Here is a 26,148-nt window from a genome sequence, read left to right as displayed (position 1 = left end):
ATCCTCAAAATAAGAACTGCTGTTCCGTCGAATGGGTGTGACTGCCCGCCGCCGCAGGCTTCCCTGGGCGTTTGTTCGATTTCGGCTTTGGCTTCTTCGCTGTCGTCGGATCAGCTATGGCGGTAATAACCTCACCCTGATAAATCATGTATGATGCCAGCGCCCTTAGCCCTTTCCGGACCCGATACACCGCCTCCGCGATCCTGGCGATAATATAGGCGTCGGTTACGTTATCACTGGGATGCTCATATCCGAAGTGATCGAGGGCTGCGGCCTCCATCGCTTTCTTTTTCACCTTGCTTGGTACCCTGCCCACATTAACGAATTTCTTTGTTCGCTGCGGGTTGACATCAATGAAATCCAATCCTTTTCGGTAGATCATCGACCGGAGACCACCGTGGATCATTCCTGTCGTAACACCCGACTGCGTTCCCATGGCCGGCTGCTCTATCGCAATGATGTCACCTGGCTTCAGTAGCTTATAGACTTGGTTCTCAAGAGATACTAGCTGCTCCGTCGTGAGCCCACCTTTCATCTTCTTACCGGACCCAATAACCTCAGTCTCCACCAGGACGTTCCCCTGCTCGTCCAGTGCGACAAAGCCGGTTTTAGTGGCCGGGTCAATCCCAACGAACCTCATGGTTTAATCACCTTCCTCCTATTCATCCAGCCAAGCCATGATTTTGGAGGCTGAAGTGATTGCTTCGGCCTCTGGCTGCTCTTCCAGCGGCTCCGACTTTCCATGGGTGCCATTGCTCCCCGTGTCAGCCTGCTGCACCATATCGACGCGCTGAGCGGACTCTGGCTCCCGTTCCTGCCATTGGTATCCGATTTGCTCGTATGCCTCCTTGAGATACGGGAACTCCAGGACAAGCCCGCCGCGACGATACCGCATCATTAGGTCAGTAGTGCGATCATATATCTGCTGCTTCTTTGCACGTTTTTCAGGGCTCAGCAGCGGGTCCTCCAATTCCAAAGCTATTTTGATGATTGCCTCCTGAGCCTTCTCGTATTGCTCATCGTTTTGAATTACCTTGCCGCTCATGCTCCCTCACCTTCTCCGCAAGCTTTTCCTTTTCTTCCTTGGTCATGTTGATGAACCGGCCGGTATTGCTTTGGAAGACCATTTCGAATGTTCCTGTGCCAATATCCCGACCTTTTGCCACGATCAGCTCGACGATTCCCTTTTTGATCGTGTCGGCGTTGTAGTATTCATCTCGGTACAGGAAGATGACGATATCCGCGTCACTCTCGATGTCTCCAGACTCCCTGAGATCAGACATTAGCGGGCGCTTGTCAGGTCGCTTCTCACAATCCCGGCCAACCGCCGAAATGGCTACTACGGATACCTGGAATTCTCGAGCAATACCCTTAAGCATCTTTGTGATATAGCCAATCCGTTCTTTGTTGCTCGAAAACTTCCGTTCGGTATTCAAGAACTGAAGGTAATCCACGTAGATAACCAGCTTTGTCGGGTGCCTCTTTTTGAGCTGCTTCACCTGGCGCCGAACATATTCCACCGTGGCGCCCGGGGTGTCGTCGATATACAAATTCCTGTTTGCTATGATTTCAACTGCCTTGCTATATGAATCCCAGTCGTTATCTGTCATCATGCCGGATTTGATTTTCTTGTTTTTGATCCCGCCGATCGATGCGACCAGCCTCTCGACCATTTTCAGGGCTCCCATTTCAAGAGAGAAGATAGCAGCGGACCAACCGGATTTTGTCACCGCGTCCATATCGTTCAAAACATATTGCGTCTTCCCCATACTCGGGCGGGCTGCTACTATCTCCAAATCCCCAGGTTGATGTCCACCGCTCATCTGATTGAGTTCGTGATTCGCCGTGCTTGCACCGGTCATCCCTTGAGTCTGTGCCCGTTTCATGATTGTCAGACCATGGCCTTCCAGTATAGATGCCATGTGAACCGGACCCGTTCCCTCCTGGCCGCGTTGCATCTCGGCCAGTTTATTCATTTTCAGTCGGAGTTCGGACAGATCTCCCCCGCCGGTGACTGCTATCTGCCGCCCAATCTCTTGGATTTCTCGTTGAACCCGTTCTGCCCGGACACTCTGCTGATAATGGGCAAAGCTGGCGGTGCTCGGTGCCGCATCCCTGAGAGCCATCAGTCTGGTAAAACCGCCGATCTGTTGCAGCCGTTTACCCCACTTGGAGACAAGCAATACCGGATCAAACGGGTCCTTGGCATCCTCGAAGTGTTCCTTCGCATATTGGAGGACTTTGAAGACCGTGCGATTATCCTCCTCAACTTCGCTGAAGTCTTCTGGTGAAAGGTAGCATTCATCCATCAGTTCATGATCTTTCAGAAGGGCGCCCAGGACTGCGCGCTGAGCCTCAAGATTCATCGTTGTTCACCCGCATGCCGGCGAAGAGTTGGTCTAGGCGCCGTGCGATATGCTCCGGCATCGGTTTTACCTCTTCCCTTTCGTGGTATTCTTGGAGTTCAAGGAGCTGCTGCTCGTTCTCCCGCCGCTGAATTTCGTAGATTGATAGGGTTTGATTCTCCACGCATGCTTGATAGATCTCCGCGGGGGTAGGAGCAAAATGTTTGTTTATCCGGCACAATTCCCGAGTCTTCTGCATCGCGAGTTCGATGGGAATGTCCATCAGCAAGTCGTGCCAGACCGCAACCTCATCAGCGGCCTGCTCGTCATCGGCCATCCGGAAGCTCCGGTAAGCCCCCGAAATGTACTTCATCAGTAATATCACGCCTTTGCGATCCATTGCCCTCCATCTCCTTTCTGAGCAACCGGTCCAGCGCGTTGCCGCCCCCCTTTGAACCAGTCTCTGCTACTTGAAGCAATCCTTCCGGATCAACTACGTCGTAGTCCTCATATCGTTTTTGGTTTAAATAGGTGGATGGGTGAGGAATGAACTTCTTCTCAGTTCTGAGCAGCTTACATGTCTCAGAAAAGTTCCTTGTCTGCTCAATGACCAGTAATGGGTTAAACTCTTCCTGTTTGCATAATCTGCTCCATGTTTCCTGAGCCTTTTTCTTACTCACTTTTCTTGGGTAGATTTCATAGAATTGATCAAAGAGAGCTATATTATCTTTAATACTTTTCTTTAAAAGATCTTTTTCTTTATATGGGGGAACAATACTTCCCCCCAAAACACTATCTGGAGGTGAAGGATACTTCCCCCCGGGGGTGAACAATACTTCACCCCTACCCCCATCATCAGGGGGTGAACAATCCTTCCCCTCAGTGACGGAAAACAGATCGTCTTGCTTCACTGAATGATCACCACTTTTCGATATAGTCCACTGGTCATAATCTTTGTTGAATGCGAGCCTTCGCGCTGTGGTGCTGGTCTCCTGCTTGGTGACCACCAGCACTTTGTCCTTAACTAGGGTAGCAATCTCCTTTTTAATGGTTCGATCGGATAATCCCGTCGTCTGTTGTAAAAAGCTGATTGAAAAATCATGGTCTTTTCTGCCGTATCCGTATGTCAGCCTCCATATCTTGAGCACGATACGCAGCTGTGCGCCGTTAAACGTGTACTGGCATATCGCGTCTAAAATCTCATTAGCGATTGGAGCGAAGCCATGTTCCTTCTGGACGTTCGCCATTCCACCTCACCAAATTTCAGGATGATTTCTGCAGCAGATCAATGATGCCGTCGGATAACTCGTACAATTCAGCGTCAGTTACATCGCCGGGATCGGTGTACCATTTCTCGATGAGCTGCTTCACCTTGTCACGTGCAGTTGGCTCGACGGTGTAGCCGTTGACCAGGGCATTCATTAGAAGTTCACAACCACCTGTGTACTGGTTGGTATCCAAAAAGGTGAATTTCCGGAGGACCCGTAGTGGTTGATGCCACTGGTGATTTTTAACTTCAGAAATGTGATCAATGAAGTGCATAATACCGAAGCTTGACAAATCTGCATTTTTCAATTGTTCGATCGCCTCGGCCACTTCACGCGGGAGCTCCACCTTCTGCTTGTCCCTCGCACGATCGACTTCTTGTTGCAGCCTTAGCTTTTCGTCTTGCAGATCAACGATGGTCTGTGCGTGCTTGGCGAGGTCATCGATAGCCTTATCGCGCTGCCGCTGTATAATCTCGTTGATGTCCCCCAGCTCTCTATATTCGGCCTGAGAGTATAGCAGTTCGCCGTCCTCCATGGCTACTCCCCGACCGTGACCGTTTTTCAGCATGTAAACTGATGCATCAGTTGTTTTAACATCCCATACAGTCCCTTCTTTCCCTTCATACCAAGTTCCGTCTATAGTACCGTTCGTAATCAATACTTTTGGCATTCAAATCACCTCGATCGTGTAATGTTTTCCTGCTTTGAATCCCCGTTGCCGTAGCGCTGCCGTAACGGTCATCTCCGCCAGCTGCGGGGTGTTATTCTCGCCTGACAAGTGCGTCAGGTATATCTGCTCGCCGCGGCCCTGGATGACTTTCTGCAGGGCCGTTGCTGTTTGCTCGTTGCTTAGATGCCCGATGTCTGAGAGGATGCGGGCCTTTATGGAATCCGGCCGGCTGCACAGCGGCACCAGGTCTGGATCGTGGTTTGCCTCTATGATGATGATCTGTCCCTCCATCATGTCGATGATCTCCTGGTCAATGTGCCCGGTATCCAGAACGATGCAAGCGCGGCCGCCGACGTCGTCCTCCACCACATACCCGATAGGCTCGTATGCATCATGGTGGACTTTGAAGGGATATACATGGACACCACCGAACTCGATCATTTCATATCGGCCGAACCTGGTTTCTGCAACACGCCGCAGCTCATCATCTACGCCGGATATTCCTTTCCATTCGCCGTCTGTGGCCCAAACCGGGATCCGGAATTTATTAGCTAGGGGCAGCCCCTTCACATGGTCGCTATGGGCATGAGTGATGAATATCCCCTCGATATGATCCGGCCGGATGCCTGCGGCCAGAAGTCGCTTTTCGATCTTGGTCCGGGCAATGCCGGCATCGATCAAGATGATCTGCTCTCCGGAGGTCACCGCAATGCAGTTACCGGATGAACCGGATGCAAGGATGTCGACCTTCATGGTTGTTTCGCCCTCTCTGCTTCTTCCCTCCGATCATTGTCGGACAGCATCATGGCGTAATTTGCAATGTTGGCACAGCGACGGCGAAATTCTGCATGTGAGACGCAAGAGAATAATTTCCTGAGGTTCCTTTCAAGCCGATTCTTTAGAAATTGCGGTGTACTGTTCTCCCACCCGCCTTTATAGTCGTTATTGCGTAGTTCATGCTCCATTTCGAAGGCAAAATCTTCAACCTCTGAACGAACCTCGTCAAATTCGAGGTCGTATTTCCCTCCTAATGCCTCAAGGTACTTCTCGCCATCGGTTGGGGGAATCATCTGAGAGAAAAATCCAACCTCTTCACCAAGCTCGAAAATCTGGATGCAATCCCTGTCAGTACCATATCGAAGAGCAACCAAATCACGATCGGTGTTCCAGTGTGTTTCACGGAGTACATCAGTTTCAAACACATTGATCGCAATCTGCAAAAATGTCAGATGCCTTGCAGTGATTTGCTTCATATCGCACGCTCCCTTATCGTTTTCTCCCGCCATTCCTTATCAAAGGTGCATCCCTTGGCGGGCCATTCATAATGCCGGCGCCCGAGCACAAAGGATACAAACAACCCAGTCGCATGTTCGTAATACACGCCGTTCAGTCGCTCCCCGACCGGGGCCGGAGGAGAAGCCAGGTCAGCGCCGCCGAACAGATCTAGCTGCTCGGGTTTGTTTGAGCTTTCCACGTCCCCTTTCCTCCTCCAGTTCCTTTTTGCAGGCGGTACATACCCGCAGTTGGAAAAATTTCTTCTCAGCTCCAAGGCTTATCTCACTGCCACAAACCTGGCAATCCGGCGCCAGCTGATAGATTTCAACATAGGTCTGCATGACTTAGATCGGCAGTTCGTCGTCTGCGCTCTCTGCTGCCTGCTTCTCCTGAATTTGCATTTCCATGATCTTGAGATAAGCTGTGATCTCTGCGATCGTTGGCGTCTCGCCTTTTACCTTGCAGAACTCGTTCATGTGCTTCTCTTTGTCTTCCATTTCAGTGATTCCGAGCTTCGCGTAGTTCTGTTTCATCTGTTCCTTGAGGGCTTTGGTCTTGGTAGCGTCATCCACAACCGTCGGCTCAGGTTGCAATGGCTTCGAGTGTTCAGTTACTTCAGCAGTGATATCGCGACGAACTGGACCAGCCGTCTGATCACCATCTCCCGAATTAAGAGCCATCATGTTCCCCTCTACCACCTGAGTAACATCAAACTGCGCTTTCACGGCCCTGGTTGCTGCGAACTTCTTTGCCATATCTGGATCAATACCGCCGTTATCCAACTTCCAGAAACCCGGGTTTTTCTTAGCGTATTTCTCGAATTCATCCATGTCACAGAGGACAATAACATCCTTGTGGCCTTCTCTTTTAGCCACTGCATATGATCCAACTACTTTCCCACGAGGGGGCTTCCCTGGCTTCCAGTTCACTTTCGTCAGAACGCCGTCATCGTCAGTTTCCGCAGAGAATTCATCTTCTTCTCGGATTGCATTTGAATATATTCCCTTATATCCATCAGACTTTTGAGCGAGTGATTTCCAACCCTCATACTCAATACGGATGTTTACGTCCTGGCCGTAAAGGATTGGAACACCATGCCCAAGACTCGGATCAAGCCCCATTCGGTTCATTTGGTACATGAAGAGGTTGAACTGGGGAATGCTAAGCTTCTTTGCGATGGACTCTTTCATTGCCATCAGCTCAGCAATACCGAATTCGCCGATGGCCTGAATCTGATTAATGTCAACCGCCTGAATTTGCGTTTCTTTATTTCCCATAATGGATGATTCCTCCTAAGGTAAAATGATTACGGTCCTTCCAGATGTCCGGTGGACGATGTGCAGCCTGTGGGCCTCAGCTTTAAAGATCAGCCAGTCGTTTGGTTCGAAGCCGGCGGCATGAATGGCTTTCTTCTGTTTCAACGTTGGGTTCTTACCGTTTTTCAATATTCGTGGCCTCCTGTTGCGAGATTTAGGAGACCCATTGCTTGACGGATCGCCTTTCTGGCTGTTCTATCCGCCTCTCTATCCGTCGGGTACTCATCCAGCAGTCCGCTGAGGCGGCTTTGGTCCGCTATGCTGATAAAAGTTGCTGGGAACAAATCCTGTTGTGTCCCCTTCGGTGGTTCCAATTGTTTGATTGGGCCGATCAGCTCATCCAATGCGTTCCGCAAGTTGAGTGCTTCGGATATGGTCAAGTCAATATTTGGCGTGTCCTCATGAAAAGGGAGTGAAAACTTGATGGTTTGTTCCCGCTCGATCCGTCTCAGGACGATCGCGTCGGACTCAGGTCCGCTGAAATACCTAAAATTCTGAAATGGAATTGATTTAATCATCTTTGCGTTCCTCCTTTGCGGCGAAGCCGATGATTGTTGCCTTTGTTCCATCAATTTCAATGGATGCGATGCTGTGAACCTTAAAGTGAGGAATCCCTTCTGATTGGAATACTCGTCCGACCTTGATATCTGCTGTCCGAAGCATCGGAATCTGGAGCATAAATGGGTGGCCCTTCTTCATTTCATATCACCCCACCTGTGCGTTGAATGCTTGGAATGGTGTGCCCGACTGCTTCGCCAGCTGTTTGCGCTCCTTGCGGGATAGGACGCTACCGTATTCTTTCTTAATAGCTGCCGACACGATTGAGAGTCCGATGCTACCAGGCTTGTACGCCTTCTTTTCGGAGCGATCGTGTTTGAACTGTCGGCGAGATTTAAAGATTGCATAGTCACGTGCCGCGCCTGCTTGCAAAGCTGCTTTGAATAAATTGCGTTTCTGCTCTTTTGTATTCATGGATAATTCCTCCGATTGTTTTGGATTAGATTTGATTTATCTGACTGCTATTTCCGATTCGATCTTGAGCTCCTGACCTTTAACAGCCCGGGCAGTGATTACCTGGTCATATACCACGATGTCACCAGTGTACTCGCCGATCCCGTCGATGAAGGTTGGAACGATCAGGCCAGATTGTTTGTGTAACACTTCGATGAGTTCGAGGCCAGCAGTGATTTTTTCACCTACAGACAAGGACACATAATCTTTGCCGTCCATCTGGATTGAGAAGTCCGGCTCGTACTCTCCGCTACTCTTCACGAATTTGAAGAGTCTGATTTGTAGCCTGGTGAATAGTGATTGGACCTTTGCTGCCTGGAGCTCCGCTTCTTTGGCCCGGTATGCTTTGATGGAATCCAGGATGAAGATGGACTCTTTGAGGCTGGTGAGTGTGGCCGCCTCGTCTGCGCGAGCTTGTTCGATTTGCTCGGCGAGCAGCTGCCGGCGTTCGGCTTCGCGGATCGAATCGACGAGCGATTGCCTGGCTTCTTGTAACCTTCGTACTTCGTCCAGTTTCTCGGATACGTCGATGTATTCGAGAGAGGCGCGCTCTACTTCCAGTTCCTTACGCTCAGATACGATTGCGTCGAATTCGTCCTTGAATTCAGTTATACGACGCGTTTTGTCCGCCTTGGCTGCTTCAACGGCATCTCCCTGTAACGGCTGCTTGCATACACGGCATGTATCAGCGATAGGTTCGTTTTGAAGCGTGGGGAACTGTGCCTTTTTGAGTTCTCTCTGAGCCATGCAATACTTGATTCTGGCATCTAACGCGTTGATCTTTCGGTTGTTCTCGTCCGCGCCGCTCATTGACTCCTTGATCTCGGCAATGTGCGCATCCAACTTCGCGATGTCGGTCTGTGCTGCCACAAGATCGATCGATGCTCCGCCCTTGGGTGACGTCTGCTGCAACTGCTCTTGCAAGGTCTTGGTCCGGCTCTGCGCGGCGATGTACTGTTTCTCCAGCTTCGACTTCTGACCGCCGGTGCCGCCGTGAATCTTTTGCAGATCGTCCAGCGAATGTTTCTTCATAAGCTCGTCCAGCTTGGATGCCGCCGGATTCAGCTTAATATCCTTTGCCTTCTCGTCCGGGCTTGTCCGGCTCATCTCCTTGAGCACTTCGTTCTTTGCTGGAGGAACTGAGTATTTTAGAATCTGCTCGCGCTGTTTTGTCCAGTGCTGTGTGAAGAAAAAAACCGGATTGTACATCGCTAGGAAATCCTCTTTATCGAATAAAGCAGCCACTGCTTCCTCGTATTCCTTGGCCTTGGCTGGAACAGAATTGATGAAGAAGGCATTTTTGCCCTTCTGGTCTATCTCCCTTGCGAATTCGACCTGTTCGCCATCAACCTCCAGGCTCAAGGCCGCATAAACACGATCAAATTCGTAAGTGGTTGGAGAGGGATTATATTTGCTCCCATTAATATCCGTGCCGTAAAAAGTCCATACAGGACCTGTACCGATGGATGTTTTGCCCTCGCCGTTCTTGCCGGACAGCTTTGTAATGTCGCCATACTCGACCAATGTATTGCCTTGAAGCCCGGCGAAGTTAACCAGATCTTGTCGGATAAATCTGAAATGCTTTGCCATTCACGTTCCTACCTTTCCGTGATATGATGATTTCGGATAATTTCTTATTGACCGCTCTCTACTGGGCGGCTTTTTTTATGTCTGTAATGAGTCCAAGACTGATTGCGATGCTTCGGTCCACCTGTTCCATCCCCTTCACCGGCATCCGGCCCAAGCGATCGATGAGCCTAGATTTGTCGATGGTGCGGATTTGTTCAAGGAGAACTACGGAGTCCTTTTTCACTCCGGTTATTGCTCGGTCCGCTCTGATCCAGACGTGCGTAGGAAGGTACTTCTTCTTGCCGTCAGTAATTGGAGCGATGATCGTTGTAGGCGCGTGATCGTTTCCCGTGTCGTTTTGAAGAATCAGCACCGGACGGTCGCCAGCCTGTTCACTGCCTTCTCCAGGGCCGAGGGTTGCCCACCAGATTTGCCCGCGAAGGACTCTGATTGATCGTGACATTTTCTTCACCTCCCTCCATGGAATCAGTCATTTGATCTTCAAGGCGACGAGCTTGGTCTTGATTTCTTCTTTGCTTCATTTCAGCGAAAAACCACAGCCGATACGCCACCCAGAAGTTAAAGACTAGCCAGGCGGCTGCCACAAGCAGGACCTCTCTCATGGCTGCGGGCGGATGCCGGTGTCTCGCTCGATCATTGCGATTTCCATTCGGATAAAATCGACTCTATCGGGAGCGACCAGCCCGCTGTTTAAGAACCGATGAAGATTGTTATAATGGCTGATCACTTCTGAAGGGATTGCGTTAATTTGAGTCATGATACGTTGACCTCCTTAGATTCCAGGTCCATCGTGTTCAGTAAGTCGCGCAGCTGCTTCAGACCGTTGGTATTTGTGATGCTTACGGACTTGGCTGGGATGTAAGTCCCGCGCTCCGGATCGTGAAGTTCGGCTTCAAATATCGTCAATGTGACCGCCGATCCTCTTTGAATCAATGTAGCTGCCTGGTCATCGGTTAGTGCCACAGCCTGAGTTTTCATCGTCCAGCCTCCAATAGGGAAAAATAACCATTCGCTTGTTGACGTTTATACGGTTTTGTCGTATAATTCTTCTTGTGTCCAATTCCTAATTTCTAAGAATTTATGGACATAGCAATTCCGTTGGATTCAGCTCTAACTCCTCAACCCGACACAGTTTCTCGACTTCATCCGCGTGGAGTGAGGACGATCCGTCCATTACACGATAGAATCTTTTTGCAGGAATCCCGGCCTTCTCGGCCGCTACTTTGAAAGGAATTCCCTTAGAAAGAAGCTTTTCACGGATGCGTTTAGAAACTGAGGTTTCAAAAGATGCCTTCAGCAACTTAATCACCTCCAATCTATTAAGCTATCAAATTCCTAATTTCTAAGAATTTGGTAAACCCAATATAACTCTTAATTTCTAGGAACGCAACCCTTTTCTAAGAATTTTTTTTTTATTTCTTGTATAGAGTATGATAATATCTGTGATTAAGGAGAGGTGGATTAATAAATGTTGCCTACTTATGCCAATCGTCTTAAAGAAGCACGATTAAAAGCGAACTTAACTCAAGTGCAAGTTAAACAACATACTGGAATTAATAATAAGACCTTGAGTGGATATGAGAATGGGGTTAGTGAACCGGATTACGGGACATTAAAGCAGCTGTGTGACCTTTACGATGTAACTACGGATTGGGTCCTGGGGAACACGAACAACCCTCACAGCAGCCTGACCAGCGCTGAAAGGGAAGCGGCTAATAGAATCAATTTGAATGACGATTCGTTTCTCGACCTAAACTTTACCATCGACGGGAAGGAACTAACTGAGGCTCAAAAACAGAAGGTACTGGCTATGGCTCGTTTACTTCTGCAGCAAGATCAGTAAGGAACTGCTCGATCAACTTCTTGGTTTCGTCAGTATCATTACAAATAGACTTAAGGAAATGAGCAACATCAATAGCATTACCATTCTCGTTTTTCATCATTGTTACCCCCGGTGTGTTCGTGTCTTTTATTATATGCGAACGCAGGTTCTTATACAAACCAAAAATTACAAATTGGAGGATTCATATGGCACTTCGACTGGGGAAGTGCTTGTTGCGTTCTCGTCGAAGGGCTGCCGGCTTAACTCAAGTCGAGCTGTCGGAACGTCTTTATGATGAATTAGGCTTGGATGTTTCCCCTACGACAATATCTCACTATGAGACCGGGCGCAGGACAATGAGTTCACCAGTCGTCATGCGCGGTATATGTATTATTCTGAGGTGTAATGAAGCCGATCTCTATGAGTTTTTGAGATAAACGCACAGGCCGGAGTAGGTGTAAATCACCGGCTCCCCGCAGTCCGAACTATACAGTGGAGTAGAGTTTCGGTTTGTCAAGAAACTTTCGTTCTTATTAATTTCATTTAACGCCATGTCAGCTTTTTTGTAAACGAAATTTCAAAGCGTTGAATTTTTTTCCAAGATTTAAAGGTTTCTCTCAAACCTTTTCGTTTCTTCCGCGTCCTATATATTTTGGGAGAACCAATAGCAAGATCAATACATAAAAAAGGAGCTGCTTTTATCGCAGCTCCTTTTACTTTCACGTTTATTCATAAGACCAACAGCCCTGGGTTGTACACCATGAATTCCTTCTCCAGCTCTTTGTACCTTGTAAAGGCCATTGTGCAATGCTTCGAGTCCTCATTGATCTCGGCTTCGAAGTAAGCCAGTTTGAAGATACTGTCGAGCCGAACGATCCGGTTTACGTTGACCGCATTATTTCGGTCGACCACCATGAACGTGTACCCGCTACTATTCAAGGCAGTTGATAAATACTTGAGTGTCCCTGGAGTATAAAACTGCTCGTGAAGTGTATGAACAATGACCCGGTCTAGCTTCCCACTCCATTCCAGGAATATGATGTCTTGCACACGGAGATTGACAATTCCTGATTCACCCTCAATATCCCTTGTTACCGAAAGATATTGATTCATCGAATCAGCTCCCACGCTATGAATTTTTATTTCAAGAGTTCCTCAGGCGTCTCGCCTTGATATATATAAACCAGACTTGCTACGTTGACGAAAAATACCGCGATCAACGTCAAGCCAGATGCAATCGCATAGATGGATTTATGTTGTGCCTTTTTAATCAGTGACATGGTCTCTCACCTCCTTTCGGTGAATCAAGCTCAGGGCCTGTACAAAGAAAGTGACGGCCAAGGTAGGAGACTGGATCAGCATGCTCGCCAGAACCATTACCGCACAGATCACCCGAAGCACAGGATAATACTTCTTGGGGATCCGCGACTGCTTTTCGATTTTGCAAGGCACGTAAATCAAAACCAAGAGCAGGCTCAATGCGTTTAATATTTGCAGGTACATGACACTGAGATCGATATAAGAAATGGCCGTGAACAACGCTGTCGTTACGAGGACACAAGATATGCCGGTCTTGAGGTGCAGCCCGCCAGAGAATTGCCTCAGGAGAGCGAATGAGACCAAGGCTATGGCTGCCTCTTTCGTGTTCCCAGTAAACAAGGATACGATCAGGGTAGCTGCCACGATCAGAACGACATTCAGGACGATTGAAATGGCATGCTTCAAAACATTGACTGAAGATTTGTGCTCGGGTACCTGGCGCTTTATACCCTCCGCGATCCGGAGGGACACGGCTTCGATGATCACTTAAACCGTCTCCTTCTTGATTGCATAGTAGATGAAAACTGCAAATGAGGCAGCGAAAAAGAGAACGTTCAACCAAATGTGATTGTAGAAAAGTATTACTGAAATAAGTGCCCAGCAAATCACGATCAGGCTCAATACCAAGATGTGCTCAAATTTAAGCCGAAGCTTCTCCATATCAAACGAAAAACCAAGACCGAACTTATACAGCACCCATGAAATGAGATAGACCGTGACAGCTGAGATAAGCTGCAACATGTATCCATTCCAGTCTGTTGATTGCGCCTCTCGAACTGAACCAAACAGAAAGCTGACATACACCGTCTGGACCAAGGCATAGAAGACGTATCCAATAATCGTCATGATTGCCGACCAGATGACAGGGATTTTGACCACCGTCGTGAACAAGAAAATAAAGATTAAGATTGTTATCAGCGGTGCCAAATATGGCACAGAGAGCTCATTTCTGAGAATGAAGCTCTGGACATTTGCCAGCAAGATAACGATAAGTGCTTGCCATATGTAGTCTGTCATCTTGTATCGGAACACTGACATTATGAACACGTACATCGAAAACGTCTCAACAGTCGAGAAAAACATGAAGCCTAGTGCTTCCACCCTTATTCCCCCTACACCATATCGATTACTTTTTGTTACGCCACTCCTCGACTTTTTCCTGATAAGCCTGGATGGTGGTCTCAAACCAAAATGGTCGAGTACCAACCTCAAAATCCGGATCCGGGAAAAATCGAGTCTTCCGGGCATGGTGCATGTTCTTGGGGTCAATTCCGAGGGCGTCTGCTACTTCCTTATTACCGAGGACACGTGGCATCTTCATTCCTGCGATGATTGCGCGAGCCTCTTCCAGTTGGTCTACTAATTCTAATATACGTTTACCTTTCTCTCCCCCTATTTCATCAGCCAGCAAACGGTACTGATTCAAGGTCAGTTTAATCAATCCACCTTCCATCTGGAATGTTTTTCCTCATAAATAAAATATACGATATTATCATATATAATGCAAGACATTATCATATATTTTCCAAAAAAAAGATGCTGCCTTTCAGCAGCACTACTTCATTAATCAGCACTTTTAAATCTCAACTCTGTTATTTCAGCCTTTACGGAGCCTTCCTTCCAGTCCTTTGAAACATCTTTAGCTTGATAGTAAGTCCCGGAGTCCATTTTCCATGAGTAATGCGCCTTCAGTGGCTTGTTATCAAATATGCCTGCTGGGTTGATCGGTGTTAGGGACTCCTCAGAAATAGTGTTCCCGTCCTTATCCAAAAAGTAGAGTGTTACTGTCAAATACTCAACATCCTTCGTCCCTTTGTTCTTAAGCCCGTATGTGTAGCCTGCGACTTTATTTCCATATAAACTATCCGTGTACCATTTGGCCTTGAGATCAACGATATCAATAAAGTTCGAAGCATACTCCTGTTCGACCGGGTCACTAATAGCATCGCTTACTGTATTAGCAGCTCCTTGTTTATTTGTCTGCTCACGATACAGTGACAGTTGTTCAGATAACTTCTTGTTCTCTTCTTCCAGTGATGTCGCCTTATCCTTGGACTCTTTTACCTGGCTATTTAAATTCGTGACCTCACCTTTTAGTTTCTCCAGTTCTGTCTTGGTAGCGGCTAACTCATCTGCTTGACCAGAACTACATCCACCTAGCAATGCAGAAAATAGCAAAGCCACTGCGGGTATTAAGTACAGCTTTTTCAATTCAATTGCACCCCTTATGAACTATATTATTAGGGCCTATTGTACCACGTTTGGAAGAGTGTGGAAATGAAACTATGTCTACTTTATGCGCTTGATCATGTCATCTACTGTGCTTTGAAACACCCTATAGGGCCGCCCCTCTACTCGATACCGCCCGACACCCACAATCCATAGATATGGAAACAGCTTCTTCCCTGCCGGCTGCCATGGTTCCTTTTCCCATTCTCCGCCCACGTAGAATCCCTCGTAGCGATTGAGCTTTTCATTCATGACCTTCTGGCTGAACTGGGTTCGTTGAATCTCCACGTACCACGGCACACCTTTCCAGATCATAAAGGCGTCAGGCTCTGGCAGCCCTTTCCCGCCGAGTTTTGGTTCAACCTGAAACATCCGAGGTATCTCAAATCGACGGACCTGTCGAAAGAATTCCGCAATGGCGAGGAAATGATTTATCTTCTGTGAATCGGTCTTCATTGTTCGCTCCGCCGAGAAATAAATGTACTTCCGTCGCTCCGTGGAACAGCGAATCAACCCGTCGCGGCGAAGCCGCTTAAGAACCATATTGGTGTGTGTCACTGGGTGCTTGGTATGCGAGAAATGGAGCTCCGCTATATCGTCTCTGGACAGGCACCGGAATCGCTCCAGATCGGCCAGAATAGCCTTGTCGCGCGCGATCATAATAGACCCACCTCCACGTATTCATCCTGCTCCTCTGCGGGCTCCCGTGGAGCCTGCGCTTCGCTTGCAGTCGGTTCGACCTTTCTATACGGCTCTAGCATCTCCCTGGCTGCTGTAAGCTCCAGGTGTGGCCCCTGAACATACCTGCATCCGTCTAGCTTTAATACCAGTCGGCCCTTTTCGCTCTGCTTGATAGCTGCTGCCTCTGCGGTGCCGATCGTAATCCGGCTGTTTATCTCATCTGCATGCCGGAAAGCCATCCGGACAGTCAGGTTATTCTTGAGCTTGCCATCGAGAACGTCGGCGTCTGGCCGCTGCATGGATAGAATCAGGAACACACCCAAGGCGCGCCCGATCGTCGCGATCTCCTCTATTCCTTCCATGATGTCGGCCTTCTTCTTCAGGAGCGCCACCTCATCCACAGCAAGGACAATGTACGGCGGCCGGTCCCATATCGGCAGGTCGTTTACATGCGCCACCTCGTAACGGTCCAGGAGATCCCCACGCTCCCGCATCTCCCGCCGGAGCTTCAGCACAATCCGATGTAATCCCGCCGCATCCATAACCACCTCCTGCGCGATCCCGCGGAACAAATGGAACTCGCTGCGCTTCATATCGGCACAGTACAGCTCCAGTCCCGGCACCCTGCGGATCAGTGTGGTCAGTACCGATCGGAGGGCTACTGACTTCCCGCTGCCAGTCTCTCCGGCAATCAGCAGATGTGGATGTTCGACCATGTCGTAGACCATGTCGCCAGACCGACTACGGCCAACGTAAATGGGCAGATTCAACCCGGGGGTATATTCATCCACCTCAGCCGCGTCATACTCAAATGGAGCCACAGAGGTGCTGTACACGCTCAACACAAAGGTCTTTGCATCCTCGCTCATGGAAAGCTCTGCGCCCGCGCCGAACACCTGCCGGAAAAGCCATTCATTTTCCGTAATCCGCGTCGGGTCCATACCGACCGGAAGCACAAACGCCGCCTCCGTCCTGTCTAGGTATGATGACACTCGTTTAATTATCGGGTAGCTCCGGAGCTCCCGGCCCTTGTATCCGTTGATCTTGTAATACAGGTTCCCGAATCGAAATAAATACATCAGCTTCCGCCGGAACACCTGGTCCGGCATGCTCCGCCAGACAAGCCAGGCTGCCACCCCACTTCCGCCCGCGCCGGCCAGCTTCGCCGCCGCTACTAACGTCACTCCGCTCACTAGCATTCGCGTCGCTCCTAACACTTTTGATTTTTGGCTATGTGTCGGGCATTTGGGCCCGTATTACTTGAGTAAAGGAACATGTGCATTTACATGATCTGATACATGAGCAGCTGAATATGCCGTCAAGGGACGTGGACACCGAAGGCAATACCAATCATCCGGAGGGCGATCCGCCACTGGTACAAGGCAATACAGCCGTAAATTACATATGTCGCCATCTTGATGTAGACAACCCGGCCGCCGTGCCCACAGCGTTCAATTTTGTTTTCGATAAAGTGAGAGACAATGCCGACCACGGCCAGCTGCACAAACGGAATTAAGCTGATCATCAAATAAAACCTCCCAAGCTGAAATCTTCCTCTTGATCAACCAGCTCGCAAGCAAGGGGAGCTGCCGTACCAACAAAAGCCATCCCGCCGTCCATCTCCCGCTGGGCCAGACGTTTCAGGAATCCGGACGAATTGATCTTACTGTGAACGTATTTGTAGAGTCTTTCTTGGTCCGGATCCAGGATGTTAAACGTGACCTGAATCCGTTCGATTTGTTTAGCCATAGACTCTCCTCGCAATCATCAGGAATGCCCGCACATTGGCCGTACACGGATCGTCATCGATCAGCTGGGCATGTTGTAAATACTCCTGCAGGAATGGGTACAGCTCCAGAGCACCGCCGCCCACGAGGTAAACCTTATCCGTAGATGCCCATTTCCGGTTGATAGCCTTTGAAGCGATCTGCCGGGCGAAGGCGGCCGGCTGCAGGTCACGCTTGCTCTCCATCCCCTCCGTGAACGTCCAGCTGCCGCGGTTGTTGAATTTACGGTCGATGATTGTAGCGAAATTAACGCTGCCGCTTCCGATATCAATGACCCGGATCATGCCTGTGTTCGGCGCCACCAGCAGCCCCGCTGCGGCTCCTTCCGGTGATACCTCGCACCGGTTAATGGTAATGACCTTCCGCTGTCCGTTAATTGTCAGATCGTGCCGGCCGACATACATCCGCTTGATGGTCGTCTTTTCTGCTTCCGTGTGCGTTTCGATAGGCTGGCCGACCACGATATCAAATTCATGTCCGGCCCCGAACCGATGCAAAGCGATCAGCGTCCGGAGCTTTGCGTCAAAGTGGGCCTTTGAATCATCTTTCCTGCTTTCAACATACTCGCTCTCCTCCAGCGCCAATGTGCCGGCGAAGCCGCATTTCCCTTCGTATTCCCATTCGAAGTCATATGGACCAGTCTCGCGCTTGAGATTCCTCGCCAGGTCATTCACCCCGATCGCCGAAGGGAATACAAAAGGCCGCTGCTGCAGTCCGGCATATTTCGTGCGTCTGTTGCCTGGATCAATGGCTGCGATCATACGTCCAAGCACCTCCCCATGTTGTGTATATAGATACATCACTGAGCCGTCAGGTTTGATCAAGTGGTGTATCTGGTTATATACCTATACCGAGATGCTTTTCCAATATTCGAGGTTTCATGATTAAATTTTTCATAGATTGTCCACCCTGTTGATAGATTGTGGATATTTTGAACAGGGGGGCTTATCCTTGTATGGGTTAGGGAAGAAACGGACAAAACTTGGGGAGTTCATTGATAATCAGCACGACATCAACCAGGAATGGCTTTCAAAGAAGACAGGGATTAGTAGGGATGGTATATCAGCACTTTGCGACGGAACTAAGGGAATTCAGCCTCGGGCCGCAACGGTTCAGAAAATAATATCCGCCCTAAGAAAGTCTGGTTACGATGTTCGAGCGTCTGATTTCTGGCAATAAAAGAGGAGGTAGTCTTATGTGCGGACGCTTCACATTGACAGTGGAAACAGAGGATGTAATAAAGGCATTTGATATCGAAGAGGTTCAATATGAAATTAAGCCGCGCTACAATATAGCACCCACACAGACCATCGCGGGCGTTCTTAATGATGACGGCAAACGTGTCCTTCAGGGGTTCCATTGGGGGCTTCTTCCATTTTGGGCCAAGTCAAAAAAGATAGCCTACAGTACATTTAATGCGCGTGCAGAGTCAATCCAAAGTAAGCCAGCTTTTCGGTCTGCCTTCCCGGATAAAAGAATGGTCATATTGGCAGATGGATTTTATGAATGGGCCCACAAAGGCAAGGAAAAGCAGCCATGCCGCTTTAGAGTAAAGTCAAGCGATGTATTCGCCTTTGCTGGCCTGTACGATACATGGAAGAGTCCAGAGGGAGAGCACATAACGAGCTGCACGATCATAACTACGACGCCAAATGCCCTCACCGAGAAGGTCCATGACCGCATGCCTGTTATACTCGGAGAGGATGAGCTGAAAATATGGCTTGATCCCGGGGTGTCGGACAAGGACCTACTGCAGGGGCTGCTGCAACCTTATGACGCTGAGGATATGTACACATATCCGGTTTCCAATTCGGTGGGGAATGTTCGAAACCAGGGTGCGGATCTGATCGAAGAAATTCCGCTCAATTCAAAATGATTCCAATAAAAAAAGGACCTCCGAGAAGGTCCTTTTGTTTTATGTACTGGCTGCAATGATATCGCCAAAATTGATCCATTCCCATTCGTCTTGGGCTATCGAAAGTTTAATTTCTTTACGGAACGTATTTATGACCGTAACAAATCCAGTAAGGTCCCGGGTATTGAATGGGTCAAATACGGTTAGGGTCACTTTGACATGGTCGTTAAATGAATCCTGGAGAGCCTGCCCGATCAGCTGCCACTCCTGCTCGTCGATGACCGGCTTCGTCTCGATCTTCACCCCCATTTGATGGGCCAGGATCGCGCTTTTGTGTTGCGGTATAATCATCCGTGAACTGTCAAACAATCCGTTATCGGTTAGCTTTTTGCTCATGGTTAGTACCCTCCTCAATACATGGTCCAGTAATCGGCCCCGCGGCTTACTTTAGGGCTTTTAGTAGGGGCAGTCCCTCTCTCCCATGCCTCCAAAATCACAACGTTCTCCACCGACGACTTGTTTTCCCACTGGACATATTCCTGTTTCTCTAGCTCTCTCAGTGACTGAATAATTTGATCCTTGCGCTTGCCGGCCATAGTTTCAAGTTGCTCCATGTTTGGCATTTTATTGTGCCGGGTCAGATAATTACTGAGGATCCGCAACAATTTTCGTTCAGAATCCGCAAGCATTCAAACCCCTCCTTGCAAACATCTGTTCCTGTATTATACCCAAACACTCGTTCGCAAATCAATGTAAAAATTCCCCTGCTCGTCCCCAGAACTTACCTCCTGAATAAGCCTCAGCGGAAAGTTATAATTACGGGTGAGGTGGTTTTATGTTTATCAGCCCGATGTTATTGGAAACGGCGACTGGTCCGTTTTCACATTCGGATTATATATTTGAACCAAAGGTCGACGGGCACCGGCTGGTTTTTGACCAAGAGGCAGGACGGGTCCGGCTTTTTACCCGCCACCATAATGACTGTACCAGTCAGTATCCCGAGTTGGTCCACCCCTTTGAGGATGACATCACGCTTGACGGAGAGGTCGCGTGTGTAGACCCTGGAACAGGGGTTTCCGATTTTGAAGCCGTCATGTCGCGACTGAAGACTGGGAAACAAGATCGGATTCAAAGATTGACCAAGACACTCCCAGTTACCTTCGTAATCTTCGATATCCTGAGATATAAAGGGAAGGACCTCCGTAGTCTTACGCTGGCCCAGAGGAAGGAAATACTAAGCGGTATCAAACTCCCATCAAATGCTTTTGGGATTATGCCGTTTATCGAGGGTGAAGGCGAAAGCCTCTTTGCCCAAATCCAAAGAAAGAAAATGGAAGGGATCGTTGGGAAGTTAAAGGACAGTAGGTATGTCAGCCGACGGTCTGCCGAGTGGCAAAAAGTCATCAACTGGACTTATGAGGAGGTATTCCTGACTGGGTACCGTAAGGACGAATTCGGATGGCTGGCTGCTGTACCGGATCCATCAGGTAAGCTGCGTCCGGCAGGGATTATCGAGTTGGGGACAGGCCCGAAAGAGCGCAAAGACTTTTATATCAAAAGTCAAAAGCTGGTGACCGGGGAGGACAAGACATTTGTTTACCTAGAGCCAATGATTCGCTGCCAGGTTAAGATTAGGAACTGGTACAAATCGGGGCTCCTTCGCGATCCAGTCTTCACCCGGTTTATAGTTTAGTCCAGCATGGAGCAGTTGCCAACGGCAAACTGCTCCATTTTTTCGTTAAGCTAACGGGCAGGACAGTTAGTAAGAATCATCTTTATTAGTTATAACAGACTTTATTGATTGTTTAATTCTTTGAACAGCAACAGGTTTTTCAATAAAATCAATCATCCCAAGTGCTAAGCACAATTTTCTTTTATCTAAATCACCTGTAACTGCAATGATCGGTGGTGGTGAGGGGATAGTATAATAGATTTGTTGGAAGGCGATTACTCCGTCCATTATTGGCATGTGAATATCCATAAAGATAAGATGATAAGATTTGAACTTAAGGGCTGCTAATGCCTCCATACCATTTGTCGCGGTATCTGCAGAGTACCCAAGTTTCTGCAAGATACGAACCATTACAATCCGATCGATCTCCTGATCTTCTACTACGAGAACTTTCATTTGAGCAACCCTTTCAGGTGAGGAAAACAATAGATTTTTAATAATTAAAAGGAGGTAATAAGCAGTGAAAGTAACGTTTAGACAATTAACAGGTACTTTTACCCGTTAGCACTCGAATTGAAACAGCATTCTTACGGTTTATAATTTAGCCCGCAAATTTAAACGTACATGCCTCAAGCACGTAGAATTCATCACCGATTTTCACAGCGAAGTCTGTAATTTCAACGATTTTCCCGCTGCCGATCAATTCTTGGTCGCTAAAAACTGCCACAGGGATTTGCTCTATCATTGCTGTATGGAAATGGATTGGGGAAGTCAGGGGCTTCATAAATCTTTTGCTTTTCATCAAGTTTCACCTCTTCCCGAAATCTTACCATAGTTCAACAATGAATGGGTAAAACAAAAAGGCCGCCCAAAAGGACGGCCGGGAAGAGGAGAAAAGCAGGTGCAGCTTATAGGAGCTTACCTATATCAACATTTTGGGTAATCTTGGTTGATTCTATACCTGCAGTTAAAAAGGACCCTGCTGGCTATCCGTTGGCGGGGTCTTGTTGTCGGCTCATAAGTGACATCAATAATTTATGGATTATCTCCTGCAGCAATTATCACCGCATAAACACCTTTATCGTCATGCTTTACTATAGCAATGAAAGTGCCCGGTTTTAAATCGTCCTGCCCATCGTAAAATCCCTTTAGTTGGTTAGCAAGACCCTCGCTCTCAAACTGAATTACATCCCGATTCTCATCAGCTTTGTACTCTTTGACTTTCACAGCATCGGTTGGCATTATTGCATTGGCCTCACCTAATGCCTCCTCTTTTGTTGATCCCTCAGTGTAAAGAGTAACGTTAAATGCTATATCATCGTAGTACATGACTAAGAGCGATTTGTTTTTGTATGCAGACATACCTGAATCAGGCTCATTTTCATCGTTTCCGTAGTTCTTTTCAATAATTGATTTCGGATCCCCTAAACCACCAGACTTAGTGATTTGCACAAGATCATTATTCGCCTGGTTATTTTGCTGTTGTGTTTCAGACTCTGTTTTACCAGTCTCTGTTTGCTGCTCTACTTCTTTGGACTGGCTCGGAGCGTCTACTGCTTCGTTCGGTTCATCTTCATTAGCTGCCACATTTGATGGTTCAGGTTCAGCCTGTTCTTTTGGATCTTCTTGACCCGTCGCAATAGCAATTGCACAAATAATGAACACAGCAATTAGCCAAAACCACCATTTTTTATAGATCGGTTTATTCATAATATCCCCCTAAAATATGTATGTCTTTGAACCAGTGTATTGTGGGAACATTTGGCAGTCAACAATAAAAAAAAAAAAGACCCTGCCAGCACTTAGCCAGCAGGGTCTTTGCTTACTTCTAGTCTTTGGCAAGGAAGCTTTTTCTTAAGCGGTTAATGACAATAGCCATCTCTTCACGGGTTATAGGTGCGCCTGGTCGAGTGCCATCAACATAACCGTTAGCTGTCGCTTCCTCCCAATCCTTAGCTGCCCATGAGCTTACATTGTTAATATCACGTTCAGGCACTTTCGTTCCCTCCTTTTCTGGTGTATTAAATAATTCCTGTTCAGATTTCCGTCTTCTTTCAAGCCCTTTCAAGACGTTACCTCCGGCCTTGTTGTACTGGGTGATGCTTGCGGCGATTTGCCCGACTGTACGGCCGAGGCACAGCTTCCGGAGATTGCCTTCCCCGCAGTTGTAGCAAAAGCTCACCAGCGCGTCGAATTGGTTCTGGTTGAGCTGACCAGCAATAGACAGGGCATTGACGGGAGCTTCATATTTGGCAAGATCAGTAATTAGCATACGGTCTGCATCCACTTGAGTAATGGTCATTCCCTGCCTAACATCAGGTCCGTAATGGCCCCATCCTATGGTCCAATAGGTTTCAGTAGGTACAGGCTTGTACGCCGTTAAGCGGCAGCCCTCGAATGATTTGATTAGATTAATACCGGCTTGCGATATTTTGTGGCTCATTCGTCTTCACCACTCTTTTTCGTCTGTTTGACCGCCTGATGCCCAAACACAGCAAAGGCCCCGGCAAGGACCCCTTGTATAAGCGACTCAGCGCTCCATCCAAGCATCCAAACAGTAAGGAGTACTGCAACCACCACCACGGCATAAACAATGCTCCAGTCGGGCACCTTTGGCGTCTGTTTAAGTACATAGCCAATAATCCAACATGCTGCCACCACGATCAACAGCTTCGGGTCAATCAATTGCCAAATCATATTCCAATCCATAGTTCATCAACCTTCCATGATTTATTTTTATTGTCCAGATAGTTTAATTGCAGCCCAAACAGCCGCGACGATGCCGCCAGCTACGCCGGTAATGATCGCACCATAAAATGTTCGTTTGAACCATTTCTGGTCTTCCTTCTGGGCGGTCTGTTCGGCAATGGCCGCCTGTGCGGTCCTCAGAGCCTCGTCCGCTACCTCTTTGGCTGTCTGAAGCATATCAAGCCTGTGATGGGCGGACTTTGCGGATTGATCTGCGTTACGAGCAATCTCGCGGAGCGTCTCTACAGCTGCAGCCAGTGTGGGCACCACTTCGAGCGTTTTTTCAATCCTTGCAAGTTGGATCTGAATATCAACGAGCAGTTTGGAATTTTCCTCCGTCATCATCTCCACCCCTTCGTTCATCCTATTTCCCCCTTTGTGACTGTAAAAAAATAAGCCCCCGGACCACTCCCGAGGGCATAAAAATAGCGCTCCGATTATTCGGAACGCTTAGGCTACTGTACCGTTTACCACTTCGGTAACGACTTCTTTAAGATTGAAAAGCTTTGGGACCTGGTCAAGTTCGTAATCACCATTCATTACTAGGCCAACCCATACTTTTACAAGTCCGCTGTCCTTTGTGTAGGTCATGGTCATGACATTCACCTCCTTCCTAGCCAGCCATCACGGCGGCAAGAGTCATCGTCAGATCGGCAATGGCTTGTTTTAATTCGTTATTTTCTTGTTGTAAAGCAGTGACCTTCGTTTCAAACGTCTCTCGTAGGATGTAATCATAATACAGTTCCTTGGTTTCCAGGTTAACCCGGAGATATGCGTCCATGTTTGGGATGGACTCCTGGACCGGATAGGTCAGGCTATCCGTGTAGAAACTGTCCTCCGTGGGATCTTCGTATATCGGATTTTGAATAATCATCGTAACTTGCCCGATGGTATCTGTGAATTTTTCATATTTAACAAGGAATAACATTGTGGACACCTCCATCAAACTAATATACCGGTACCGTACATTCTATATTCTCCTATAACAATGTTTTGACCCCACCCGTTAGGGTTGTAAATGCTGAACCTTATGGATATCGTCAAAGGACCGGGGCTGGCAGCAAAAGTTTGCCACAAACCAAGGCCGCTTGATGATCCATTCGAGTACCGATACCGCATAAGTACCGTGTCAATTTCAAGACTATTGATGTTCACGCTACTTGTACCGTTACCACTAGTCGAATAGGCTGATGAGAACGTTGTTTCTGTCACACCCGGTATACGAATGGTTAAACCTACTTGCACGTTTTCATTATTCGTTGCAAGACTGCCCGTGTATGCATTGAGGTATGAATTTGATACCGAACCTCCTGACCCATCAGACAAGTACGTGAACACTTTTCCTGCTGGAACAACAAATATATCTTTATAGTACGTACCTCCCGCAGACCGTGATTCGGTTTGAGTGAAAGCTATACGCGAACCTGTGCTAATCTGCCCGATCTTCGTTGCTAGTTGAGCGTTTGTATCTGACGAGCCCGCCGCGACTCCCTTTGCTACAATGGCGGCAATGATGGCGTTTCGATCTGCTGTAGTCAAGCGTTCAAGCAATCCTGGTACACCAAATACCGAAACGTCTTTCGGATAATCACCCGCGGCAACAGAGAACGTCCCAGTGACATCCCCTGAATCTGTTGTAGCTGTCTTGCCGGATCTAATTTCTGTTGCTAAGGCTGAACCACCACCCCCTTCACCCTGTAAGATAAAAGCCGATGCACCGTCATAAATTAGTGTATAAACACCGTTTGCTTTCAAGTTGCCGCTCACAACGTCATTTCCATTTGCCTTTTTAATTGCTTTTGCACCTAAGCCATTTACATTTAGCGTCGATGCACCAGTGTTTGCTACATTGATTTTGACGGTAACACGTAAACCCTCGACCAAGGCTGTAGGTGCCGGGTTTAGAGTTACTGAATACGCATTTGAGCTATTGGTCGTTGCCCCATAATTTCCGACCGATACACGTTGGTTAACGTATGCAGGTGTTGCGAAACCCTGATTTTGAACAGATGCTATGAAATCATCCCAATCCTTCTGGAATTTTGCTGTATCCACCCTAATCAGAGAATTGACAAGACCACAAACGTTTTGGTCTAAACGCTCATCAGTAATGTTACCGGGCAGAATAATGCTTGAATTAGCAACGACACGAACTTGAGCAAGGGAAAGATCAAAAATCGACCCGGAACGATTCAATGCAGGCGGCGTGGGGCTCGCACTCGGCAATCCCTGTACCACAAGCGCTCTGATCTTTCGTGTCTGCACTGACGTGTCCAATCGAAGGATAACCCTGTCTATCCTGTCCTGGGTGGTTGCAGGCTGAATAGGCAGTGTCAGGGCCGAATCATAAACGGAATATACATAGCCGTTGATCCACGCGAACCCCGTGCTGAGGGAAACGTTAGCGTCGCTTCCCGATGCTGAAACGTTCAAGTATTGCCCCGCGTTAAATACCCCGTTCGTAACGAACCTAGCGAAGTATTCAGCAAAGTCCCGCGCCGCATACTCGCGGGGATCGTCTGCTGTGCTGTCAAAAAATCCAGACTTTTCAGGCATTGC

General features: G+C 48.1%; 45 protein-coding genes. 4 read left to right on the top strand and 41 right to left on the bottom strand.

All coding sequences use genetic code 11. The features are described from left to right. Positions 1-4: 4 nt before the first annotated feature. The 19 genes from KI379_RS31300 to KI379_RS31210 all read right to left on the bottom strand — a co-directional run bounded on the left by KI379_RS31300 (position 5) and on the right by KI379_RS31210 (position 10,775). Positions 5-640 carry a hypothetical protein gene (locus tag KI379_RS31300; RefSeq protein ID WP_212985990.1) on the bottom strand — a complete coding sequence of 212 codons (636 nt, stop codon included), beginning with the start codon at positions 638-640 and terminating at the stop codon, positions 5-7. 18 nt (positions 641-658) lie between these two features. After that, positions 659-1,045: a hypothetical protein gene (locus KI379_RS31295; RefSeq protein WP_212985989.1), complete on the bottom strand. Its 387-nt coding sequence runs from the start codon at positions 1,043-1,045 to the stop codon at positions 659-661. Beyond that, complete coding sequence (locus tag KI379_RS31290) at positions 1,017-2,366, bottom strand: replicative DNA helicase (RefSeq protein ID WP_212985988.1); 1,350 nt, start codon at positions 2,364-2,366, stop codon at positions 1,017-1,019. The genes KI379_RS31295 and KI379_RS31290 overlap by 29 nt, the downstream gene beginning before the upstream one ends. Next, positions 2,356-2,682: a hypothetical protein gene (locus KI379_RS31285; RefSeq protein WP_373309635.1), complete on the bottom strand. Its 327-nt coding sequence runs from the start codon at positions 2,680-2,682 to the stop codon at positions 2,356-2,358. The genes KI379_RS31290 and KI379_RS31285 overlap by 11 nt, the downstream gene beginning before the upstream one ends. After that, a complete protein-coding gene (locus KI379_RS31280) occupies positions 2,672-3,592 on the bottom strand; it encodes a replication protein (RefSeq protein WP_212985986.1) in 921 nt (306 codons plus the stop codon). The genes KI379_RS31285 and KI379_RS31280 overlap by 11 nt, the downstream gene beginning before the upstream one ends. 16 nt (positions 3,593-3,608) lie before the next feature. Further along, complete coding sequence (locus KI379_RS31275; protein WP_212985985.1) at positions 3,609-4,283, bottom strand: DUF1642 domain-containing protein; 675 nt, start codon at positions 4,281-4,283, stop codon at positions 3,609-3,611. Continuing rightward, on the bottom strand, positions 4,284-5,036 hold the full coding sequence (locus KI379_RS31270) for an MBL fold metallo-hydrolase (protein ID WP_212985984.1): 753 nt from the start codon (positions 5,034-5,036) through the stop codon (positions 4,284-4,286). Next, positions 5,033-5,536 (bottom strand): hypothetical protein, encoded by a 504-nt coding sequence (locus tag KI379_RS31265; protein WP_212985983.1) that lies wholly within the window; start codon positions 5,534-5,536, stop codon positions 5,033-5,035. Before KI379_RS31265 ends, KI379_RS31270 begins: the two co-directional genes overlap by 4 nt. Then, a complete protein-coding gene (locus KI379_RS31260) occupies positions 5,533-5,757 on the bottom strand; it encodes a hypothetical protein (protein WP_244879506.1) in 225 nt (74 codons plus the stop codon). The genes KI379_RS31265 and KI379_RS31260 overlap by 4 nt, the downstream gene beginning before the upstream one ends. 145 nt (positions 5,758-5,902) lie before the next feature. Beyond that, positions 5,903-6,835 (bottom strand): recombinase RecT, encoded by a 933-nt coding sequence (locus KI379_RS31255; RefSeq protein ID WP_212985982.1) that lies wholly within the window; start codon positions 6,833-6,835, stop codon positions 5,903-5,905. 15 nt (positions 6,836-6,850) lie between these two features. Continuing rightward, positions 6,851-7,003 (bottom strand): DUF6906 family protein, encoded by a 153-nt coding sequence (locus KI379_RS31250; RefSeq protein WP_212985981.1) that lies wholly within the window; start codon positions 7,001-7,003, stop codon positions 6,851-6,853. Then, positions 7,000-7,392, bottom strand: a complete 393-nt coding sequence (locus KI379_RS31245; protein WP_212985980.1) for a hypothetical protein — start codon at positions 7,390-7,392, stop codon at positions 7,000-7,002. Before KI379_RS31245 ends, KI379_RS31250 begins: the two co-directional genes overlap by 4 nt. After that, a complete protein-coding gene (locus KI379_RS31240) occupies positions 7,385-7,573 on the bottom strand; it encodes a hypothetical protein (RefSeq protein WP_212985979.1) in 189 nt (62 codons plus the stop codon). The genes KI379_RS31245 and KI379_RS31240 overlap by 8 nt, the downstream gene beginning before the upstream one ends. Positions 7,574-7,579: 6 nt before the next feature. Further along, a complete protein-coding gene (locus KI379_RS31235) occupies positions 7,580-7,846 on the bottom strand; it encodes a hypothetical protein (protein WP_212985978.1) in 267 nt (88 codons plus the stop codon). A gap of 36 nt (positions 7,847-7,882) precedes the next feature. Beyond that, positions 7,883-9,475, bottom strand: a complete 1,593-nt coding sequence (locus tag KI379_RS31230; protein WP_212985977.1) for an ATPase — start codon at positions 9,473-9,475, stop codon at positions 7,883-7,885. 58 nt (positions 9,476-9,533) lie between these two features. After that, entirely contained in the window at positions 9,534-9,917 is a 384-nt protein-coding gene (locus tag KI379_RS31225; protein WP_373309634.1) for a type II toxin-antitoxin system PemK/MazF family toxin, read from the bottom strand. A 156-nt stretch (positions 9,918-10,073) separates the two neighbouring features. Continuing rightward, positions 10,074-10,232 (bottom strand): hypothetical protein, encoded by a 159-nt coding sequence (locus tag KI379_RS31220; RefSeq protein WP_212985976.1) that lies wholly within the window; start codon positions 10,230-10,232, stop codon positions 10,074-10,076. Next, positions 10,229-10,453, bottom strand: a complete 225-nt coding sequence (locus KI379_RS31215) for a hypothetical protein (protein ID WP_212985975.1) — start codon at positions 10,451-10,453, stop codon at positions 10,229-10,231. Before KI379_RS31215 ends, KI379_RS31220 begins: the two co-directional genes overlap by 4 nt. Positions 10,454-10,553: 100 nt before the next feature. Continuing rightward, positions 10,554-10,775: a hypothetical protein gene (locus KI379_RS31210; RefSeq protein ID WP_212985974.1), complete on the bottom strand. Its 222-nt coding sequence runs from the start codon at positions 10,773-10,775 to the stop codon at positions 10,554-10,556. Positions 10,776-10,943: 168 nt separating this feature from the next. On the opposite strand from KI379_RS31210, the gene KI379_RS31205 reads away from it, so the two are divergent. Continuing rightward, the gene (locus KI379_RS31205; RefSeq protein WP_212985973.1) at positions 10,944-11,318 is read left to right on the top strand and encodes a helix-turn-helix domain-containing protein; all 375 of its coding nucleotides are present in this window, start codon (positions 10,944-10,946) and stop codon (positions 11,316-11,318) included. A 185-nt stretch (positions 11,319-11,503) separates the two neighbouring features. Beyond that, positions 11,504-11,734 carry a helix-turn-helix transcriptional regulator gene (locus KI379_RS34390; protein WP_212985972.1) on the top strand — a complete coding sequence of 77 codons (231 nt, stop codon included), beginning with the start codon at positions 11,504-11,506 and terminating at the stop codon, positions 11,732-11,734. A gap of 292 nt (positions 11,735-12,026) precedes the next feature. On the opposite strand, the gene KI379_RS31195 is transcribed toward KI379_RS34390, so the two are convergent. The 11 genes from KI379_RS31195 to KI379_RS31145 form a co-directional block, all read right to left on the bottom strand. Further along, positions 12,027-12,410 carry a LytTR family transcriptional regulator DNA-binding domain-containing protein gene (locus KI379_RS31195; protein ID WP_212985971.1) on the bottom strand — a complete coding sequence of 128 codons (384 nt, stop codon included), beginning with the start codon at positions 12,408-12,410 and terminating at the stop codon, positions 12,027-12,029. A 26-nt stretch (positions 12,411-12,436) separates the two neighbouring features. After that, the gene (locus KI379_RS31190; RefSeq protein ID WP_212985970.1) at positions 12,437-12,577 is read right to left on the bottom strand and encodes a cyclic lactone autoinducer peptide; all 141 of its coding nucleotides are present in this window, start codon (positions 12,575-12,577) and stop codon (positions 12,437-12,439) included. Continuing rightward, complete coding sequence (locus KI379_RS31185; protein WP_212985969.1) at positions 12,564-13,103, bottom strand: accessory gene regulator B family protein; 540 nt, start codon at positions 13,101-13,103, stop codon at positions 12,564-12,566. Before KI379_RS31185 ends, KI379_RS31190 begins: the two co-directional genes overlap by 14 nt. Beyond that, on the bottom strand, positions 13,104-13,718 hold the full coding sequence (locus KI379_RS31180) for a hypothetical protein (protein ID WP_212985968.1): 615 nt from the start codon (positions 13,716-13,718) through the stop codon (positions 13,104-13,106). A 25-nt stretch (positions 13,719-13,743) separates the two neighbouring features. After that, positions 13,744-14,070 (bottom strand): hypothetical protein, encoded by a 327-nt coding sequence (locus KI379_RS31175; protein ID WP_212985967.1) that lies wholly within the window; start codon positions 14,068-14,070, stop codon positions 13,744-13,746. Between the two features lie 110 nt (positions 14,071-14,180). After that, the gene (locus KI379_RS31170) at positions 14,181-14,828 is read right to left on the bottom strand and encodes a hypothetical protein (RefSeq protein ID WP_212985966.1); all 648 of its coding nucleotides are present in this window, start codon (positions 14,826-14,828) and stop codon (positions 14,181-14,183) included. Between the two features lie 78 nt (positions 14,829-14,906). Then, complete coding sequence (locus KI379_RS31165; protein ID WP_212985965.1) at positions 14,907-15,506, bottom strand: replication-relaxation family protein; 600 nt, start codon at positions 15,504-15,506, stop codon at positions 14,907-14,909. Beyond that, the gene (locus KI379_RS31160) at positions 15,503-16,726 is read right to left on the bottom strand and encodes an FtsK/SpoIIIE domain-containing protein (RefSeq protein ID WP_212985964.1); all 1,224 of its coding nucleotides are present in this window, start codon (positions 16,724-16,726) and stop codon (positions 15,503-15,505) included. The genes KI379_RS31165 and KI379_RS31160 overlap by 4 nt, the downstream gene beginning before the upstream one ends. A gap of 119 nt (positions 16,727-16,845) precedes the next feature. After that, complete coding sequence (locus KI379_RS31155; RefSeq protein ID WP_212985963.1) at positions 16,846-17,052, bottom strand: hypothetical protein; 207 nt, start codon at positions 17,050-17,052, stop codon at positions 16,846-16,848. Beyond that, positions 17,052-17,276, bottom strand: coding sequence for a hypothetical protein (locus KI379_RS31150; protein ID WP_212985962.1), 225 nt, complete (start codon positions 17,274-17,276; stop codon positions 17,052-17,054). Before KI379_RS31150 ends, KI379_RS31155 begins: the two co-directional genes overlap by 1 nt. Then, entirely contained in the window at positions 17,269-18,075 is an 807-nt protein-coding gene (locus KI379_RS31145) for a ParM/StbA family protein (protein WP_212985961.1), read from the bottom strand. Before KI379_RS31145 ends, KI379_RS31150 begins: the two co-directional genes overlap by 8 nt. 434 nt (positions 18,076-18,509) lie before the next feature. Between KI379_RS31145 and KI379_RS31140 the strand changes: the two genes are divergently transcribed. Beyond that, entirely contained in the window at positions 18,510-19,190 is a 681-nt protein-coding gene (locus KI379_RS31140; protein WP_212985960.1) for an SOS response-associated peptidase, read from the top strand. A gap of 39 nt (positions 19,191-19,229) precedes the next feature. On the opposite strand, the gene KI379_RS31135 is transcribed toward KI379_RS31140, so the two are convergent. Both KI379_RS31135 and KI379_RS31130 read right to left on the bottom strand, forming a co-directional pair. After that, positions 19,230-19,565, bottom strand: coding sequence for a YolD-like family protein (locus tag KI379_RS31135; protein ID WP_212985959.1), 336 nt, complete (start codon positions 19,563-19,565; stop codon positions 19,230-19,232). Between the two features lie 14 nt (positions 19,566-19,579). Beyond that, on the bottom strand, positions 19,580-19,858 hold the full coding sequence (locus KI379_RS31130; RefSeq protein ID WP_212985958.1) for a hypothetical protein: 279 nt from the start codon (positions 19,856-19,858) through the stop codon (positions 19,580-19,582). Between the two features lie 146 nt (positions 19,859-20,004). On the opposite strand from KI379_RS31130, the gene KI379_RS31125 reads away from it, so the two are divergent. Next, positions 20,005-20,862, top strand: a complete 858-nt coding sequence (locus KI379_RS31125) for an ATP-dependent DNA ligase (protein WP_212985957.1) — start codon at positions 20,005-20,007, stop codon at positions 20,860-20,862. Positions 20,863-20,928: 66 nt separating this feature from the next. Here the strand turns inward: KI379_RS31125 and KI379_RS31120 are convergent, their stop codons facing one another. From KI379_RS31120 to KI379_RS31080, 9 genes are all read right to left on the bottom strand, one after another. Next, on the bottom strand, positions 20,929-21,297 hold the full coding sequence (locus KI379_RS31120) for a response regulator (RefSeq protein ID WP_212985956.1): 369 nt from the start codon (positions 21,295-21,297) through the stop codon (positions 20,929-20,931). 145 nt (positions 21,298-21,442) lie between these two features. After that, positions 21,443-21,643: a hypothetical protein gene (locus tag KI379_RS31115; protein ID WP_244879505.1), complete on the bottom strand. Its 201-nt coding sequence runs from the start codon at positions 21,641-21,643 to the stop codon at positions 21,443-21,445. A 233-nt stretch (positions 21,644-21,876) separates the two neighbouring features. Further along, positions 21,877-22,551: a hypothetical protein gene (locus KI379_RS31110; RefSeq protein ID WP_212985955.1), complete on the bottom strand. Its 675-nt coding sequence runs from the start codon at positions 22,549-22,551 to the stop codon at positions 21,877-21,879. Positions 22,552-22,669: 118 nt separating this feature from the next. Next, on the bottom strand, positions 22,670-23,284 hold the full coding sequence (locus KI379_RS31105; RefSeq protein WP_212985954.1) for a glycoside hydrolase family protein: 615 nt from the start codon (positions 23,282-23,284) through the stop codon (positions 22,670-22,672). Further along, on the bottom strand, positions 23,281-23,550 hold the full coding sequence (locus tag KI379_RS31100) for a phage holin family protein (protein WP_212985953.1): 270 nt from the start codon (positions 23,548-23,550) through the stop codon (positions 23,281-23,283). Before KI379_RS31100 ends, KI379_RS31105 begins: the two co-directional genes overlap by 4 nt. Positions 23,551-23,577: 27 nt before the next feature. After that, positions 23,578-23,952: a hypothetical protein gene (locus KI379_RS31095; protein WP_212985952.1), complete on the bottom strand. Its 375-nt coding sequence runs from the start codon at positions 23,950-23,952 to the stop codon at positions 23,578-23,580. An 87-nt stretch (positions 23,953-24,039) separates the two neighbouring features. Then, a complete protein-coding gene (locus KI379_RS31090; protein ID WP_212986067.1) occupies positions 24,040-24,186 on the bottom strand; it encodes a hypothetical protein in 147 nt (48 codons plus the stop codon). Positions 24,187-24,202: 16 nt separating this feature from the next. Beyond that, a complete protein-coding gene (locus KI379_RS31085) occupies positions 24,203-24,517 on the bottom strand; it encodes a hypothetical protein (protein WP_212985951.1) in 315 nt (104 codons plus the stop codon). A gap of 14 nt (positions 24,518-24,531) precedes the next feature. Then, the gene (locus KI379_RS31080) at positions 24,532-26,145 is read right to left on the bottom strand and encodes a hypothetical protein (RefSeq protein WP_212985950.1); all 1,614 of its coding nucleotides are present in this window, start codon (positions 26,143-26,145) and stop codon (positions 24,532-24,534) included. Between the last annotated feature and the right edge of the window lie 3 nt (positions 26,146-26,148).

It is taken from the genome of Paenibacillus cineris (genome assembly GCF_018333335.1).
GTDB lineage: Bacteria > Bacillota > Bacilli > Paenibacillales > Paenibacillaceae > Paenibacillus_AQ > Paenibacillus_AQ favisporus.
Note: the sequence above shows the minus strand (reverse complement) of the source record. Positions and strands in the feature narration are given on the sequence as shown.